Source organism: Streptosporangium sp. NPDC048047 (assembly GCF_040653115.1).
Lineage (GTDB): Bacteria > Actinomycetota > Actinomycetes > Streptosporangiales > Streptosporangiaceae > Streptosporangium.
Genome location: NZ_JBEZNH010000047.1, coordinates 1 through 16,151, shown reverse-complemented (window position 1 = coordinate 16,151; position 16,151 = coordinate 1). Strand labels below are relative to the sequence as shown.

17 protein-coding genes are annotated in these 16,151 nt (G+C 72.0%); 5 read left to right on the top strand and 12 right to left on the bottom strand.

The window, feature by feature from the left end:
- Positions 1–11 precede the first annotated feature (11 nt).
- A complete protein-coding gene (locus AB0D67_RS29845; protein ID WP_362943280.1) occupies positions 12–2,012 on the top strand; it encodes a PQQ-binding-like beta-propeller repeat protein in 2,001 nt (666 codons plus the stop codon).
- 22 nt (positions 2,013–2,034) lie between these two features.
- On the top strand, positions 2,035–2,937 hold the full coding sequence (locus AB0D67_RS29840; protein ID WP_362943277.1) for a Gfo/Idh/MocA family oxidoreductase: 903 nt from the start codon (positions 2,035–2,037) through the stop codon (positions 2,935–2,937).
- A 171-nt stretch (positions 2,938–3,108) separates the two neighbouring features.
- Here the strand turns inward: AB0D67_RS29840 and ptsP are convergent, their stop codons facing one another.
- The 12 genes from ptsP to AB0D67_RS29780 form a co-directional block, all read right to left on the bottom strand.
- Positions 3,109–4,797 (bottom strand): phosphoenolpyruvate--protein phosphotransferase, encoded by a 1,689-nt coding sequence (ptsP, locus tag AB0D67_RS29835; RefSeq protein ID WP_362943274.1) that lies wholly within the window; start codon positions 4,795–4,797, stop codon positions 3,109–3,111.
- Positions 4,790–5,074 carry an HPr family phosphocarrier protein gene (locus tag AB0D67_RS29830; protein WP_362943271.1) on the bottom strand — a complete coding sequence of 95 codons (285 nt, stop codon included), beginning with the start codon at positions 5,072–5,074 and terminating at the stop codon, positions 4,790–4,792. Before AB0D67_RS29830 ends, ptsP begins: the two co-directional genes overlap by 8 nt.
- Before the next feature lie 138 nt (positions 5,075–5,212).
- Positions 5,213–6,250, bottom strand: a complete 1,038-nt coding sequence (locus AB0D67_RS29825) for a zinc-dependent dehydrogenase (protein WP_362943269.1) — start codon at positions 6,248–6,250, stop codon at positions 5,213–5,215.
- Positions 6,247–6,699: a PTS sugar transporter subunit IIA gene (locus AB0D67_RS29820; RefSeq protein WP_362943266.1), complete on the bottom strand. Its 453-nt coding sequence runs from the start codon at positions 6,697–6,699 to the stop codon at positions 6,247–6,249. Before AB0D67_RS29820 ends, AB0D67_RS29825 begins: the two co-directional genes overlap by 4 nt.
- Positions 6,692–7,000, bottom strand: coding sequence for a PTS lactose transporter subunit IIB (locus tag AB0D67_RS29815; protein ID WP_189250402.1), 309 nt, complete (start codon positions 6,998–7,000; stop codon positions 6,692–6,694). The genes AB0D67_RS29820 and AB0D67_RS29815 overlap by 8 nt, the downstream gene beginning before the upstream one ends.
- A 3-nt stretch (positions 7,001–7,003) precedes the next feature.
- Positions 7,004–8,146, bottom strand: coding sequence for a PTS mannitol transporter subunit IICB (locus AB0D67_RS29810; RefSeq protein ID WP_362943263.1), 1,143 nt, complete (start codon positions 8,144–8,146; stop codon positions 7,004–7,006).
- 248 nt (positions 8,147–8,394) lie between these two features.
- Positions 8,395–9,336 carry a 1-phosphofructokinase gene (pfkB, locus tag AB0D67_RS29805; RefSeq protein ID WP_362943260.1) on the bottom strand — a complete coding sequence of 314 codons (942 nt, stop codon included), beginning with the start codon at positions 9,334–9,336 and terminating at the stop codon, positions 8,395–8,397.
- Positions 9,333–10,094, bottom strand: a complete 762-nt coding sequence (locus AB0D67_RS29800) for a DeoR/GlpR family DNA-binding transcription regulator (protein ID WP_362943256.1) — start codon at positions 10,092–10,094, stop codon at positions 9,333–9,335. The genes pfkB and AB0D67_RS29800 overlap by 4 nt, the downstream gene beginning before the upstream one ends.
- A gap of 422 nt (positions 10,095–10,516) precedes the next feature.
- The gene (locus AB0D67_RS29795) at positions 10,517–11,101 is read right to left on the bottom strand and encodes an OmpA family protein (RefSeq protein ID WP_362943253.1); all 585 of its coding nucleotides are present in this window, start codon (positions 11,099–11,101) and stop codon (positions 10,517–10,519) included.
- On the bottom strand, positions 11,085–11,666 hold the full coding sequence (locus AB0D67_RS29790; RefSeq protein WP_362943250.1) for a hypothetical protein: 582 nt from the start codon (positions 11,664–11,666) through the stop codon (positions 11,085–11,087). The genes AB0D67_RS29795 and AB0D67_RS29790 overlap by 17 nt, the downstream gene beginning before the upstream one ends.
- Before the next feature lie 544 nt (positions 11,667–12,210).
- Complete coding sequence (locus AB0D67_RS29785; RefSeq protein WP_362943247.1) at positions 12,211–12,813, bottom strand: hypothetical protein; 603 nt, start codon at positions 12,811–12,813, stop codon at positions 12,211–12,213.
- Between the two features lie 267 nt (positions 12,814–13,080).
- Positions 13,081–13,740, bottom strand: coding sequence for a class I SAM-dependent methyltransferase (locus AB0D67_RS29780; protein ID WP_362943244.1), 660 nt, complete (start codon positions 13,738–13,740; stop codon positions 13,081–13,083).
- Between the two features lie 178 nt (positions 13,741–13,918).
- Between AB0D67_RS29780 and AB0D67_RS29775 the strand changes: the two genes are divergently transcribed.
- The 3 genes from AB0D67_RS29775 (at position 13,919) to AB0D67_RS29765 (ending at position 15,717) form a co-directional block, all read left to right on the top strand.
- Positions 13,919–14,173, top strand: coding sequence for a hypothetical protein (locus AB0D67_RS29775; RefSeq protein WP_362943241.1), 255 nt, complete (start codon positions 13,919–13,921; stop codon positions 14,171–14,173).
- A 286-nt stretch (positions 14,174–14,459) separates the two neighbouring features.
- The gene (locus AB0D67_RS29770) at positions 14,460–14,888 is read left to right on the top strand and encodes an Rrf2 family transcriptional regulator (RefSeq protein WP_362943238.1); all 429 of its coding nucleotides are present in this window, start codon (positions 14,460–14,462) and stop codon (positions 14,886–14,888) included.
- A 91-nt stretch (positions 14,889–14,979) separates the two neighbouring features.
- Positions 14,980–15,717, top strand: coding sequence for an NIPSNAP family protein (locus tag AB0D67_RS29765; protein ID WP_362943235.1), 738 nt, complete (start codon positions 14,980–14,982; stop codon positions 15,715–15,717).
- The last annotated feature ends 434 nt before the right edge of the window (positions 15,718–16,151 follow it).

Genomic DNA, 16,151 nt, shown 5'->3' with positions numbered 1-16,151 from the left:
GGACGGAGAACATGAACCGCACCTGGAGATCCCTGCTCGCCTGCCTCCTGGCGGCCGGGCTGCTCACGGCCTCCCCGGCCGCCGCCGACGCCGGGACGATCGAGGACCTCGGCGTCCCCCTCCAGGACGTCCTGCTCATCGGCGGGACGGTCGCCCCCGGACCGGGCGGCCGGACCGTGCTGTGGAGCGCGTCCTCGGGCACCCCCGCCCGGCTCAACGCGGTCGACCCCGCGACCGGCGAGGTGCTCGCCCGCTACGACCTGCCGGGCGCGGGCGGCTCCTACGCCGTCGAGGCGACCCCCGCCGGGGACGTCTACGTCGGCTCGTACGGCGACGGCCGGCTCTACCGGTGGACCGAGGCCGGCGGGGTCCAGGACCTCGGACGCCCGATCGCGTCGGACGACTTCGTCTGGTCCCTCGCGGCCGGGCCCGACGGCACCGTCTACGGCGGCACCTCGCCCGGCGGGCGGCTGTTCGCCTACAACCCCGCGACCGGCTTCCGCGACTACGGCAGGCTCTCGCCCACCCACGACTACACCCGCAGCATCGCCGTGCACGACGGCACGATCTACGTGGGCACCGAGGCTCCGGCCGCGGTCCTCGCGGTGGACGCCGCGACCGGAAGCGTTCGCAGCCTGCCCACCCCCGGCGGCCTCGACCCGGCCGGCAAGTGGGCGTACGACGTGAACGTCAGCGGTGATCATCTTTACGTCCGGTTCGGTGACGCGTCACCCGGCTCCCTGCGCGTGTACGACCTCGCGGCCGGGGCGTGGACCGACACGCTCGACGCGGCGCACGGCCTGGACGTGTCCGCCCCCGACGAGCGCGGCGGGGTCTACCTCGTCAAGTCCGGCGAGCTCGTCCGATACGACCCGGCGACGCGCGCCGTCACCTCCACCGGGATGCCGATCACCGGCCGGGTCGCCAACAGCCGAGGGATCGGCTGGGCCGAGCTCGGCATCGACGGCTACCCGGGCAGGAGCCTGGTCGGTCTGCTCTGGCGGGGCCTGGAGTTCCGGTACAACCCCCAGACCGGGGCGAAATCATTCGTCCAGACGGACATCCCCGGCGAGCCCATCGACATCACCGCGATCGCGGAGGGCCCGGACGGGCGCGTCTACACGGGCGGCTTCCTCAACGGCGGCTTCGCCGCGCTCGACCCGGTGACGGGAGCGCGGGAGGAGTTCCACACCTTCTCCCAGAGCGAGGCCATGACCTCCCACGCCGGGAAGCTCTACGTCGGCGCCTACCCCCAGGCCCGGGTGTACGCCTACGACCCGGCGCTGCCGTGGAACAGCACCGAGTACTCGCCGAGCCCCGAACCCGGCCCGGCGGCCAACCCGGCCCGGCTGTTCGACTTCGCGGCGGACAAGCAGATCCGCCCGCGCGCGCTGGTCTCGGCCGGACGCTACTTGGCGGCCGGGACCATGCCCGACCTGGGGCGGCTCGGCGGCGTCCTGGCGATCTGGGACCCGGCGACCGGCGGTCTCAAGCACACCGAACGCAATCTGATCAAGGATCAGAGCATCGTCTCCCTCGCCTACCGCGACGGCGTCCTCTACGGCGGCACCTCCATCTACGGCGGCCAGTCGGCCACCGAGCCGACCCAGACCGAGGCGCGGCTCTTCGCCTGGTCGGTCGCGGAGAACCGGCTGCTGTGGGACATCGTCCCCGCGCCCGGCAAGCCGGCCATCCCCGCGCTGACCTTCGACGACCGCGGTCGCCTGTGGGGCATCGCGGGCGGCGAGGTCTTCTCGGTCGAGGTGCGCGCGCGCCGCGTCATCGGCCGCGTCGCCCTGTCGGACAGCCGGAGCGCCGGCGGCCAGCTCGCCTTCGACCCGGTCGACCGGCTGCTGTACGGCACCCACGCGGGCCGGGAGCTGTTCTCGCTCGACCCGCGCAGCCTCAGGCACGTGACGCTGAAGAAGGGCGCGTTCCAGCACCTGGCGGTGCACTCCTCCGGTGACGTCCACTTCGCCGAAGGGCCCCGCCTGTACCGGTACCGGCCGTGACGCCTCCTCTATCCTGAGTCCCGTGCTCATCGCCCTGGCCGGTCTGGCCACCAGCCACCCGTACGCCGACGCCCGCAGTCTCGGGCGCCACGCCGACCTGGTGGTCTGGGAGCCGGATCCGGAGCGCCTGCGGGTGTTCACCGACGAACACCCGCGGGCGACGGTGGCCGGCGGCCTCGCGGACCTGCTCGCCACCCGGCCGGACGGTGTCGTGCTGACCGTCCCGGGACCGCGGGTGCCGGACGCGCTCGCGGCCGTGCTGGACACGGGCGCTCCGGTCTTCGTCAACAAACCCGCCGCGGCCACCCGCGCCCAGCTCGACGCCGTGGACCGGCTGGTCACGCCGGTCGCCGACCGGGTCATGTCCACGTCCGTGCTGCGCTTCGCCCCGGCGTTCACCGCCGCCGGGGTGGATCTCACGGGTGTCCTCGCGGTCCGGGTGACCGTACGGCACGACGTGGGACTGTGGGCCACCGGTTACAACCCCTGGCAGGACACGCCCGGCGAGGGCGGCGGCACGCTCGTCACCATGGGCGTGCACGGGGTGGAGCTGCTCGTAGCACTGCTCGGGCCCGACGTACGGCTCGCCGGCGCCGCCGGGTCGATCCGCGCGTACGAGGGGCTGCGCTCGGAGGACACCGGGGTGCTCGCGATGCGCTGGGCGAACGGCGTCCCGGGAACGGTCGAGGTCCTGGGCGTGTCGGACACCGAGTCGTACGAGATCGTGCTCCACCGGCGCGACGGCAGTGAGTCCGTCCTCATCGAGGGCGGCGCGACGCCGGCTCGCGACCTCGGCTACGAGGGCGTCATCGAGGCGTTCCTCGCGATGATCAAGGGCGCTCCGAGCCCGGTCCCCTGGTCCCAGACGCGAGCCGTCCTCGACGTCCTCGTCTCCGCCCGCGAGGCGTCCGCACCCGCGCTCTAGGCTCTGTTCTGCGGATCCTCACCGTGGCGAGGGGCCGCGGACCGTCTCCGCGCACCCGCCGATCCGCGCCGCGGTCGAGGACGTCCTGCTCATCAGCGGCTCGCGGGAGCCCGGTTCCTGGCACACCGTCGCCGCGTTCCCGCTGGGGCGACGACCGGCCGGGTGATCGGTTCACGGTGGTCCGCCCGCGGCGACCGCCTGCCGGGCCTGTACGGGGTCGTCGGCCTCCAGGGCGGTCCGGGCGTCGTTCCGGCAGCGTTCCAGAGAGCGGAGGGCCAGGGCGTCCCGGACCTGCGCGACACCCGGCGCCGACATGGACAGGCTGGTGACGCCCAGCCCGACCAGCACGGGAGCGAGAAGGGGGTCGGCCGCGGCCTCCCCGCACACCCCGACGGGCTTGCCCGCCGCCCGCCCGGCCCGCGCGCACTCGGAGACCAGTCGCAGGAGCCCCGGCTGCCAGGGGTCGAGCAGATCGGCGAGCTCGCCGTGCTGGCGGTCCGCGGCGAAGGCGTACTGGCTGAGGTCGTTGGTGCCGATACTGAGGAAGTCGAGCCGCTCCAGCAGGCGGTCCGCCCGGAGCGCGGCGGCCGGGACCTCGATCATCGCTCCGACGCGGGTGATCCCCCGCGCCCGCGCCCGCCCGGCGAAGTCGTCCGCCTCGGCCACGGTGGAGACCATCGGCGCCATCACCCACGGCTCCGCGCCGCACCGCCGGGCCGCCTCGGCGATCGCGTCGAGCTGGACGTCGAGTACGGCGGGCCGCCCGCGCGCGACGCGCAGTCCCCGGACGCCCAGCGCGGGGTTGGGCTCCCGGCCCACCCCGAGGAACGGCAACGGCTTGTCCGACCCCGCGTCGAGCGTGCGGACGACGACCTTGCCGCCCGGGAAGGCCCGGAAGACCTCCTCGTACGCCGCGACCTGCTCGTCGAAGCCCGGGGCCTCCCTGCGGTCGAGGAAGAGGAACTCGGTGCGGAAGAGCCCCACCCCCTCGGCCTCCGCCTCCGGTCGCAGGTCGGCGGCGGAGCCGATGTTGAGCAGGAGCTCGACCGGGTGGCCGTCGGCGGTCCGGCCGGGGCCGCCGCTCGCGGCCCGCCGGAGACGGTCGGCGGTGGCGCGCCGCCGTATCTCCGCGGCCTCCTCCTCCCCGATGCCGGTACGGACCTCCCCGGTGGTCCCGTCGACCGCCACCCGGGTCCCCTCGCCGATGCTCATGGCACCCGGGCAGGAGACCACGGCGGGCAGGCCGAGCGCGCGGGCGAGGATCGCGGTGTGGCTGGTCGGCCCGCCCCGCTCGGTGACCAGGGCGAGCACGGTGCCGGTGTCGAGTCCCGCCGTGTCGGCGGGGGCGAGGTCGTCGGCGACGAGGACGAACGGGTGGCCGGGATCGGGGACGCCCGGCACGGGGAGGCCCAGAACCTCGGCGACGGCCCGGTTACGGATGTCATCGAGATCGGCGGCGCGCTCGGCGATCAGGCCGCCGGCCGCCAGCAGCGCCTCCCGGTAGCCGGCGCAGGCGGCGTCGACGGCGTGGGCGGCGTCCATCCCCGCCGCGACGTTCCCCTCCACCGACTCCAGCAGGCCCGGGTCGGCGGCGATGAACGACTGCGCCTCCAGGATCGCGCTCGCGGCCGGGTCGGACGCGGCCGCGGCCCGGCCCTCCAGCTCCGAGGCGACGGCCGCCAGCGCGCGCAGCGCCTCACCGCGTTCCCGGTCCGGGTCGGCGCCCCGGACCGGGGCGGGGAGCGGGGGCGGGCCCGCCATCCGGAGGACCGGACCCGCGGCCCGTCCGGGACCGACGCCCAGCCCGCGCAACGTCCCGGGCACGGATACGGGGACGGACGTGGGCGTCGGGTCAGGCATCGGGCGCCTCCTCGGCGTCGAGGTCGCGGGAGAGGAGCCCGGCCAGGGAGTCGAGCGCGGCGTCCGCGCCCGGCCCCTCGGCCTCCAGCACGACCTCGGCGCCGTGTCCCGCTCCGAGGGCCATCACGGCGAGCATGCTGGTGGCGGGTACGGGCTTGCCCGTGCCGAGCCGGATCCGCACCGGCACCCCCTGTGCCGCCGCGGCCTGGACGAAGAGTTTGGCGGGCCGGGCGTGCAGACCCGTACGCGAGGCGATGACGACTGTCCTTTCCGGCATGTCCGGACTTCCTCTCTGGCGGGGGCGGGGAAACGCCGGCCGGGGCCAAGGGGCGGCCGGCCGGGTCGAGGGGGATCGAGGGGGACGGTGCGGGCCGGGACCGAGGCCGGCGCTCCGACCGGGGCCGGCCGGGGCAGGTCAGGGCTCGACGGTGACCTTGATCGCCTCGCCGCGGCTGACGATGCCGATCCCGTCGAGGACCTCCGGGAGCGGCAGCCGATGGGTGATCAGATCCGCGACGGGGACCTTCCCGTCGGCGATCAGCCGCAGGGCCTGGGCGTTGTGCGCCGGGCTGGACCCGTTGGCGCCGACGATGGTCAGCTCCCGGTAGTGCACCAGGTTGGAGTCGCACCGGATGATCGGATCGTCCTTGGGCAGGCCGCCGAAGAAGCTGATCCGCCCCTGCCGGGCCGCCATCCGCAGCGCCTGCTCCTGGGCCGCGCCGGAGGCCGCGGCGGTGATGACGACGTCGGCGCCCCGGCCTTCGGTCAGCTTGAGCACCTGGTCCACCACGTCCCCGGAGCCGTCCCCGCTGTGCACGGCGGCGTCCGGCCGTACCAGCGACGCCGCCGCCTCCAGCCGTCCGGCGTTGACGTCGACGAGGAACACCCGGGCGGCTCCGCGCGAGCGGGCCAGCCGTACGTGGAGGCAGCCGATGGGACCCGAGCCCATGACCACCACGTCGTCGCCCTCGCCGACCCGGGCCAGCTCCTGGCCGTTGAGCACGCAGGCGAGCGGCTCGGCCACCGACGCCTCGGCGAAGCCGACCCCTTCGGGGATGCGGTTGACGCCGTCCACGGCCAGGACCTTCTCGGGCGCCACCATGTACTCGGCGAAGCCGCCGTCGTAGTGGTAGCCCATCGACTCCTGGTTCGGGCAGACCGTCATCCGTCCCCGGAGGCACTCGCCGCACCGGCCGCAGGGGATGGCGGCGATCACCTGCACCCGGTCGCCCGGCGCCCAGTCGCCCGTCCCGTCGACCACCTCCCCGGCGATCTCGTGGCCCATGACCCTCGGCGGCCTGATGTGGTGATGGCCGTACCTGAGGATCTTGGCGTCGGTGCCGCAGGTGGAGCAGTTGCGCACGCGGATCCTGAGTTCCCCGGGCCCGGCGACGGGTTCGTCGGCGTCCTCGACCCGGATGTCACCGGGGGCGTGGAAACGGGCGACCTTCATTCTTCCTCCTCGATCGGTTCCAGCAGGCGCAGCACCTCGGCGACCTCATCCGCCTCGCGGAGCGCACGGGCGCGCTCGGGGTCCATCAGGATCCGGGCGAGCGCGGAGAGCAGCCGCAGATGGCCGTCGCCGCGGGCGGCGATGCCGACGCACACCGTCACCCGCTCGCCGTCCCAGTCGACGCCGTCCGGGAAGCGCAGCACGCAGAGGGCGTCGTGCCTGACGACCTCCTTGGCCTTCAGGGTGCCGTGCGGGATCGCGACCCCCTCACCCATGTAGGTCGAGACCGCGCGCTCGCGCTCCAGCATGGCGTCGAGGTAGGGGGCCTCGACCGCGCCGACCTCCTGCAGTGCCCGGCCGCACTGCAGGATCGCGTCGTCCCGGCCGGTCGCCGAGGCGGTGAGCCGTACGGCGCGCGGGTCGAGGGGAAGGGGCGCGGTCTCAGCCACCGACGGTCCCGCCCTTCTTGATGGTGTCGACGAGCCGCGTCACGGCGGGGTCGCCGATGAAGACCTGGAAGGGGACCAGTACGGTGCCCGGGGCCGCGGCCCTGGCACGGTCGGCCAGTCCCGCGTGGCAGAGCACCACGTCGGCGTCGCCGGGAATGGAGTTGACCGGGGTGTGCACCACCTCCACCCCCGCCCCCTTGAGCTGGCGGCGGACCTGGGTGGCGAGCATGACGCTGCTGCCCATGCCCGCGTCGCAGGCCACAACGATCTTGCGGATGTCCTTGCCGTCGATGCCGGCCATGGGTCATGCCTCCTTGGTGGCGGATGAGGTGGCGGGAACGGTCGCCTCCGTGCCCGGATCCGCGTTCGTGCCGGGGTCCGCGCCCGGGTCCGCGTCCTTCTCGCCCCGGCCGAAGCCCAGCAGCACCGCCGCGACCGCGAAGGACACGATCGTGGCGACGACGATCCCGGCCGCGGAGGCGAACCAGCCGCCCCTGGGGGTCACCGCGAAGTAGGCGAAGACGCTGCCCGGGGACGGCGGGGCCACCAGGCCGGCGCCGGTGACGATGAAGGTGAAGACCCCCGCCGCGCCGCCGGCGATGACCGCGAGGATCACGCGCGGCTTCATGAGGACGTACGGGAAGTAGATCTCGTGGATGCCGCCGAAGAAGTGGATGATCATCGCGGCGGGGGTGCTGGGACGCAGCGCCCGGGGGCCGAAGAACAGGAAGGCGAGCAGCAGTCCGAGACCGGGGCCGGGGTTGCTCTCCAGCATGAACAGGATGGACTTGCCGCTCTCGGCGGCCTCGGCCACGCCCAGCGGGCTGAGCACGCCGTGGTTGATGGCGTTGTTGAGGAACAGGACCTTGGCGGGCTCGATCAGGACCGAGGCCAGCGGGAGCAGGTTGTTGCCCACCAGCCAGCCGACCGCCTCGCCCGCCGCCCTGGTCACCGTCTGGATGACCGGGCCGATGCCCAGGACGCCCAGGATCGCCATGGCGCCGCCGACGATGCCCGCGGTGAAGTTGTCCACCAGCATCTCGAAGCCGGCCTTCGTCCGGTCCTGGGTGAAGCCGTCCACCAACTTGATCAGGTAGGCGGCGAGCGGACCGATGATCATCGCGCCGAGGAACATCGGGACCTCGGCGCCGACGATCACGCCCATGGTGGCGACCGCGCCCACCACGGCACCGCGCTGGCCGTGGACCATCCGCCCGCCGGTGTAGCCGATCAGGACCGGGATCAGGACCTTGACCATCGGTTCGACGAGGGCGGCCAGGGTCTCGTTGGGCAGCCAGCCCGTGGGGATGAACAGCGCGGTGATCAGGCCCCAGGCGATGAAGGCGCCGATGTTGGGCATGATCATTCCGGCGAGGTGCCCGCCGAAACGCTGGATGGTGGCTCTTGCCCCCGTCCCCTGGACGGTGGGTGTGTAGTCGGTGCTCATCCGGTGTGCTCCTTCCGGGGTGACCGGCGGCGTGTCGGGGCCGCCGGTCGGGGGGGTGGTGGTGCGCCGCTGTCGGCCCCCGGACCACAGCGGCAGAGCGGGATCGGCGGCCGTCAGCCTCCGGACCGCGGCGGCAGGGCGGGATCGGTCACGGTCAGTCAGCCTCCGGACCGCAGCGGCAGCGCGGGATCGGTCACGGTCAGTCAGCCTCCGGACCGCAGCGGCAGCGCGGGATCGGTCACGGTCAGTCAGCCTCCGGACCGCAGCGGCAGCGCGGGATCGGCCGCGCAGGTGCGGACGTGGTCGCGGCGGATGTCGTCCGGACCGGGCATCCGGCTGCCGGGCAGCCCCACGGCGGCCGTCGCCCACGCCAGGGCCTCGGCCAGCGCGGCCTCGCCCCGCGCTCCGGCGGCGAGGAACCCGGCCAGCATGGCGTCACCGGCTCCCACGGTGCTGCGGGGTTCGGCGACCGGGCCCTCGCCGTACCAGACCTGGTCGCCTTCGAGGAGGACGGCGCCGTCGGGCCCGAGACTGGCCAGGACCGTGCCCGCGCCCCGGGAGCGCAGCGCCGAGGCCGCCTCGATCGCGTCGCCGAGCGTCGTGATCGCCCGGCCGGTCGCCTCGGCGAGCTCCTCCCGGTTGGGCTTGATGAGCGCGGGCCCCGCCTCCAGCGCCTCCCTCAGGGCGGGCCCGCTGGTGTCGACCGCGACGAGGATGCCCGCGCGGGCGAAGCGGCGGCAGAGGCGGGCGTAGACGTCGACCGGCACCTCGGGCGGGAGGCTGCCGGAGGCGACCACCCAGTCCGCGGAACCCGCCTCGCCGAGCACCGCCTCGGCGAGGGCGTCCAGCTCGGCCGAAGACAGGGCCGTGCCCGGCTCATTGATCTTCGTGACCGTGCCGTCGGGCTCGGCCAGCGCGATGTTGGAACGGGTCGGCCCGGCGACCGGCACGGTCACCATGTCGATGCCCTCCTCCGACAGCAGGGAGATCAGCCGCCTGCCCTCCTCTCCCCCGTAGGGGACGACCGCGCGGGAGCCGACGGCGTTGGCCAGCAGCGCGCGGGAGACGTTCACCCCCTTGCCGCCCGGGTCGAGATGGGTGGCCGCGGAGCGGATGACCGCGCCGCGGTCGAGCGACCCGATCTCGATCGTCCGGTCCAGGCTGGGGTTGAGGGTCAGCGTCACGATCATGCGCGCACCACCTCGGGCCCGGCCGCCGCGATCTCGGCCGCCGTCACGGCGTCCAGGCCGGCGTCGCTGATCACGAGGTCGATCTCGGCCAGCGTGGCGAAGCGGGCCAGGTAGGTGTTGGTGAACTTGGTGTGGTCGGCGAGCAGCACGCTCCGCTGCGCCGCGCCGATCATCGCCCGCTTGATCGCGGCCTCGGCCGGGTCGGGGGTGGTGAGGCCCTTGTCCACCGAGCAGCCGTTGGCCGCCATGAACGCCACGTCCACGTGCAGGTCCGCGAGCGGGCGCAGGGCCCAGTCGTCGACGGTGGCCAGCGTCCGCCCGCGCACCCGGCCGCCCAGCATGATCACGTTCAGGCCGGGCCGTACGGCCAGCGCGGTCGCCAGGGGCGGGGAGTTGACGATGACCGTGAGCTCCCGGTCGGGCGGCAGTGCCTGGACGAGCCGCGCGGTGGTCGTCCCGGCGTCGATGATGACCGCGCCGTCCTCCGGGAGCTCGGCGAGGGCGGCCTTGGCGATGCGCTCCTTCTCGGCGGTCATCACCTCGTCCCTGGCGGCCAGGGCCGGCTCGAAGCCCAGCCGCTCCACGGGGATGGCGCCGCCGTGCACCCGACGCAGCACGCCCGCCCGCTCCAGCGCGGTCAGGTCACGGCGGATGGTCTCGGTGGTGACGGCGAACTCCTCCGCCAGCGCCATGACGTCCACCCGCCCGGCCTCCCGGGCGCGCCGCAGGATCTCCTGCTGCCGCTCCTCGGCGTACATGGTGTTGATTCACCGCCGTTTCGGTTTGGTTTCATATGTGTTTACACCCGTATGTGTTGGAACACAAGGGTGTGATCCTTCGATGGCTCTTCTGCCGACGGGCACGCCGAGGCGGTGGCATCCGCCGCCGAGGTCCCCGTGGCTGTCCGCCGGGGGCAGAGGGCAAGGGATCGGAGGCCGAAGCCAGGGGCTGGAGGCCGGGAAGGGCCGGGACCAGGGCCGAGGGCGGAGACCGGGTCCGCCTGTGACGACGCACGGCCAGGCGTCCCTGAAACAGCCGATGGCGTCCGGCTGGAACTCACAAACCGGCCGGGCACCGTTTCCCGCGATCAGCCGTCAGGCTTCCCGGCGGCACGCGGGAACACCGCCTACCGCTTCATGGCCCTGTAACGGCTGAGCAGAGCCGTGTTCCGGGTGCCGGCTCAACGCGGGATGATGATCTCCACACGCCGGTTGCGGGCGCGCCCCTTGGGGTTGTCCACCACTCGGCCCTCCACCGTCACCTCGTTCGGAGCGACCGGCTTGGCCGCACCGTGACCGGCCGCCGCCAGGGTCATGCCGCTGCCCTCCAGCAGCGGATCCAGCGCGACCCGGACCGCCTCGGCGCGCTTACGCGACAGTTCGGCGTTGTACGCGTCCGAACCCTTGGCGTCGGTGTATCCATCGATGCGGATCCGCTTGCCAGGCGCGCGTTCCTTCAGGATCTCCGCGGCCTGCTCGACGCGGGAACGCGCCTTGGCCGACAGATCCGCCTTGTCGAAGGCGAACAGGACGTCGGCGGCCAGCGTGATCCGGCGGTCGGTGTCGATGAGGGACTCGTCCAAGCGGGCGAGCGGCAACTCCAGGTCGAGGGTCGACGCGTTCAGCCCGACGATCGACGCGTTCAACTCGACGATGGGCGCCACGGCGATGGAGGCCGGATCGGCGGCCGTGGACGGGGACGGATCCGGGTCCGCGCCGCCCAGCAGCAGCATCGCCGCCAGCAACACCTCAGGTGAGCGGGACATTCTTAAACGTCCCGGCCAGCGGGATATAGACGTCCATCGCGGTCACATCCTCGGGAGGCGCGGCGAAGGTCGCGGTGAAGGTCACCGTCTGGTCGGTGTTGATGATGATGCTCTCGGTGCTGTCCGTGCAGACGCACTTCTGCTCGGCATCCCTGGCGACCAGGTGCTTCTTGCCGTTCTTGGCGTCGATGAGGTAGACCCCGTCGGCACTGGGGTCGTCGGAGGGCACGGCCGAGAAGGCGTCGCCGACGTCCCACCCCGAAGCCCGATCGTGCCCGGTGACCGTCACCGCGTAGTTCACCGTGACCAGCTTGCCCTCCCGGTCGAGCTGCAGCAGATCGATTTTGAGCTTGTAGAAACCATCGGCGGCGGCCGTACGGCCGGCCAGCACGGTGTCGGACGGCAGCGGGGACGGTTGTGCGGGTGCGGGGGCGGAGGAAGCGGACTTCTGCGGACCGCCTCCTCCGTTGTTCGAAGCGGAGACGTCAGAGCCCGGCAGCGAAGAACATCCGGCCACGGACAGCATGGCCACGGACAGCAGCTTGACCTTCCAGCTTGGCTTCACAGGGACAACACCCTAGGCGGGGAAATAACCTGCATCAAGAAAATCGTGATTATTCGCCTATCTTGATAGGCGATTGCTCTTATAATCGGACACCAAGCGGAAAACCCTTAACATCCACCGGAGTCGTACCGGATGTTCCCACCGGCAGGCTTCCGGACTGGATGAGCATGGCGCGGCACCCGGTACCCACGGTCCTCTTCCGCCCTCTTCGCACCCATGACGCTCCACCGTGCGCCGGCGGCGTCACCACCCGGCGACCGCAGTGACCCGGCGGCGCTTTCTCACGCTGAACAAAGCAGACAGGACTCTCCGCATGTCGCGAATAAGGGCACGGCGCAGATCCGTTGACAGTCCGTCGCCGCCCTGAAAGGCGTCAGGTCCTGGTGGAAGAACTTCCCTGTAAGGTTCTCAGCAGCCGAAAGAATCCGTATCGCACCCTCGTCCCGGCACAGGCGAGGCCGATGCCGGCCGACCCCGCGACCACCTTCGGCACCGGTACGGCGGAGCCGGCGACGATTCGCGGCCACGCCCCCGTACCGCCGGCCTATTCCACCCACCACCAGCCGTCGCCCAGGTCACGGACAGGCCGGCCGATGTCACCGGCGGCGGTCTGGACGATCGTCTCCGCGGTCGGCGGGGCCGGCAGATGGGCGATCCCCGCAGCGCTCTCCGCCCGCCAGGAGTCCTCGAACACCGGAAGGTAGACGACCTCTCCCTGCTGACGCACCCAGCCGTTCTTCGACAGATACTCCATCCACCACGGCGCGGTGAGCCGCCGTCCCCCCGCGTTCGCCTCGACGAGCGCGGCGAGTTCCTCCCGGTGCAGCCGGATCTGACTGCCGACGTAGACGGCCTGCCAGTCGATCCCCCGGACGACCGCCCCCAGGGTCACCGTGACCACCAGCACGGCGAAGAACCGGACGTAGGCCCTGAGCGACAGGCAGGCCAGCACGGCGGCGAAAGACCACAGGACGGCCCAGGTCCAGAACACCCCGGTCACGAGCCTGCCGAACCACCAGATCTTCTGGAACATCGGCAGTGACAGGTAGGACGCGACGGTCAGCAGCAGCCACCCGAGTGACGCCATGAGGAGCGTCCACCTGGCCCAGCCGGGCGCCTTCTTCACGGGATTCTTCGCCGGAAGCATGGCGGCAGTCTCGTGGCGCGGACGGGACCCGACCAGATCTCCCGACACACCCTCACACCGCCTGCACGGCTTCTCCACAGGAAACCGCGTGAGTGCTCACGACCTACTCGGCGTCGAGACCGAGGAGCTCGGAGATGCGCTGATGAGGCGACATCAGCACATGACCCCCATCGTGAATGCTCCATCCCTCGTCATCCCTCGTCCAGGAGGAGACGGGCGGCGCTGCGGGTTGCGTCCTCAGCCCGGACGACCTGGCCGCCGATCGCTTCACGCCTTGAACGCCCTGACCGCCAGGGCGTAGGGAACGGGGTCCTCGCGCGGCTCGGTCACCCGGTCGATGTTCAGCCCCGCGCCGGCGAACGCGTTGATCAGGTCGGGCAGCGGCACGTGGCTCATGCCCACCCTGTCGCGGAGACCGCCCTCGCGCCACCACGGCGAACGCCTGTGCCAGCCCGCGATCCGGTACGTGGGGTGGATGACCACCGCCCCGTCCGGGCACGGCTCGATGTGCGGGCCGTTGAAGCACGGGTGCACGCCGTAGAACAGCAGCATCCCGCCCGGCCGCAGCACGCGGGCGGCCTCCTTCACCAGGCCGGCGAAGTCGCCGACGTCGGTGGAGACCCACAGCGCGGTGACCGTGTCGAAGGCGCCCGCGGCGAACGGGAGCCTCGTGGCGTCTCCCCGCAGGAGCGGGGCTCCGTCCCTGGCGCGGGCCAGGCGTAGCTGGTCGGCGGAGTGGTCCAGGCCGACGACGGTGCGGCCGGTGGACCGGATGGCTTCGAGGTACAGGCCGGTACCGCACCCGAGATCCAGGCAGAGGCCCTTCCCGGGGCCGAGGAGATCGACGATCCAGGCGGCGTTGGCCTGGGCACCGGGTCCGATGTAGCCGTCGTACCAATCGGCCTGGCCGTCATATCGCGCGGTCATGATTCATTCATACACAGGGACCGCCCAACGGGCCCGACGAACGCCGCGAGACTCACCCCGGCCCGCTCTCCTGCTCCCGCTCCGCCACGTGACGGCTTTCATGCATCGGGTGATTGATGAGTGACATTCAGTGATGACATGGTGCTGGCGTCTTGATCAATTCTCTCGGGGGACAACCATGATTGCTCACCGCCTGCTGGCCGTCGCCGTCGTCTACGCCGCAGTGGGTACGGTCACCACCTTGCCCGCCACGGCCTCCGCCCATCAGCGCGCCGGCCGTACGGCCCTGGCCGGCTCCCCGGCGTGCGTCGACGTCAGCAACAGCCGCGGCAACGGCACCCAGATGTACCTGTGGCAGTGCCAGGACAACAACACCGACCAGAAGTTCGTCATCGACAACGGCCAGCTCAAGGTCAAGGACACCCTCTCCTGATCTCTGGTCCCACCGGCGCCTTCCCCGCGCACCGCACGGCATCGGCGGCAGGCAGGAAGGTGACCCGGTTCCCGGCGGGCTCGGACTGAGAAGCCGGTTCCGAGCCCGCCGATTCCACGAAATCCGGCGGCGTGGTTCGGCCGTCAGGTGAGCGCCGGACACGCGGCGAACGAGACGGGGATGAGCCCAGCCGCTCCAGGCCACGCCGCCGGCCTTCCCCGCGTCTCCGCGACATGGTTTGACCACCGCGCAGCTGTAACAGAAGATGTTACGACAAGGAGGGGTGATGGCGGCGAACAGCAGGTTGACCATCGCGACGCATACGCTGACGTGGCTGGCGCTGGCGCGACGCCGCGGCCAGGAGGTGCTGACCTCCGACCAGGTCGCGGCCAGCGTCAACACCAACCCCGTGATCATCCGGCGCAGCCTCGGCGACCTGCGGCGAGCCGGTCTCGTGGAGGTCCGCCACGGCGCCGGCGCGGGCTGGAGCCTGGCCCGCGCGCCCGAGGAGATCACCATGCTCCAGGTGTACGACGCGGTCGGGGGCGAGCAGCCGTTCGGCCTGCACCACACCGAGCCCAACCTGGAGTGCCCGGTCGGCCGGGGCATCCGGCCCGCCCTCAACCAGACCTACGGCCGAGTCGAGCAGGCCATCCGGCGGGAGCTGGCGGACACCTCCATCGCCGACATGCTTCGCGAGACGCTGACGAACTAGCCGACGTCGCGGCGGTTCGAATCCCGCCGCGTCACAGCACGGCCGTTGCTGTAACAGAAATTGTTACAACATTGAACGAGGAGTGACCCTGATGGAAGCCGTACGGTGCCCGATCGTCGAGCTGCGGCAGTACACGCTGCGCCCGGGACGGCGCGACGCGCTGATCGACCTGTTCGACCGGGAGTTCGTCGAGACCCAGGAGGCGACGGGCATGACCGTCCTGGGACAGTTCCGCGACCTGGACGACCCCGACCGGTTCGTATGGCTCCGCGGCTTCGAGGACATGCCGCGCCGCGCGAAGGCACTGGAGAGCTTCTACGGCGGGCCGATCTGGCGGGCGCACCGCGACGAGGCGAACGCAACGATGATCGACTCCGATGACGTGCTGCTGCTGCGGCCGGCCTCGGCGCGGGGCGGCTTCCCGGCGCCGGCGGACGCCCGACCGGCCCCCGGCGAGCCGCCGGCATCGCCGCCGTCGCTCGTCCTCGCCACGATCTGGCACGGCGCCGGCCCGTTCGACACCGCGTTCGTCGAGTTCTTCGAGCGACGGGTCCGGCCCGTGCTCGCCGAGACCGGCGGCGAGCCACTGGCGTATCTGCGGTCGGAGCACGCCCCGAACACCTTCCCGGCGCTGCCGGTACGGATCGGTGAGGAGGTCTTCGTGTGGTTCGCACGGTTCGCCGACGAAGGCCGGCTCGACGAGCATCTGGCTTCCCTGCGGCGCTCGGAACGCTGGTCGGAGGAGGTGCTTCCCGTCCTTTCCGAACGGTGGGTGAGGACACCGCAACGGCTGCGGCTCGTCCCCACCGGGCGGTCACTGTTGCGGTGACCTCCGGGGGCCACGGCCTGGCCTGCCGGCCATCGCTCCCGCCCCATCGGGCACGGCGGTACTCTCGTTGAGACGGTCTCCGGCATTGCGCCGCGCCTCCCCGCATGGGTACGGCTTGCCGTAGGTGATCGGGCACGACACCGGGGATGCTGGACAGCACCGGAGACCGTCACCTCCCTGTGCACCTGTAAGCGGTCATCTAAAACTCCAGGTCGGCGGACAGGTCATTCCAGGTGGACGGCCAGAAGCATCCCGATAGGCGGACATCGAAAATCCTGGTCGATGGCCACGTAATCTCTTGATCTTGCTCGTGTGTCCCGGCGCGCGGCGACGCTTCACCCGGCTTGAGTGGCGGCTGAGGTAACCAGCCGTTTCAACCGGGAGGGGCTTGTGACCAAGTCCGACGCGGAGCTGATGGAGATCTTCGGCGCCTA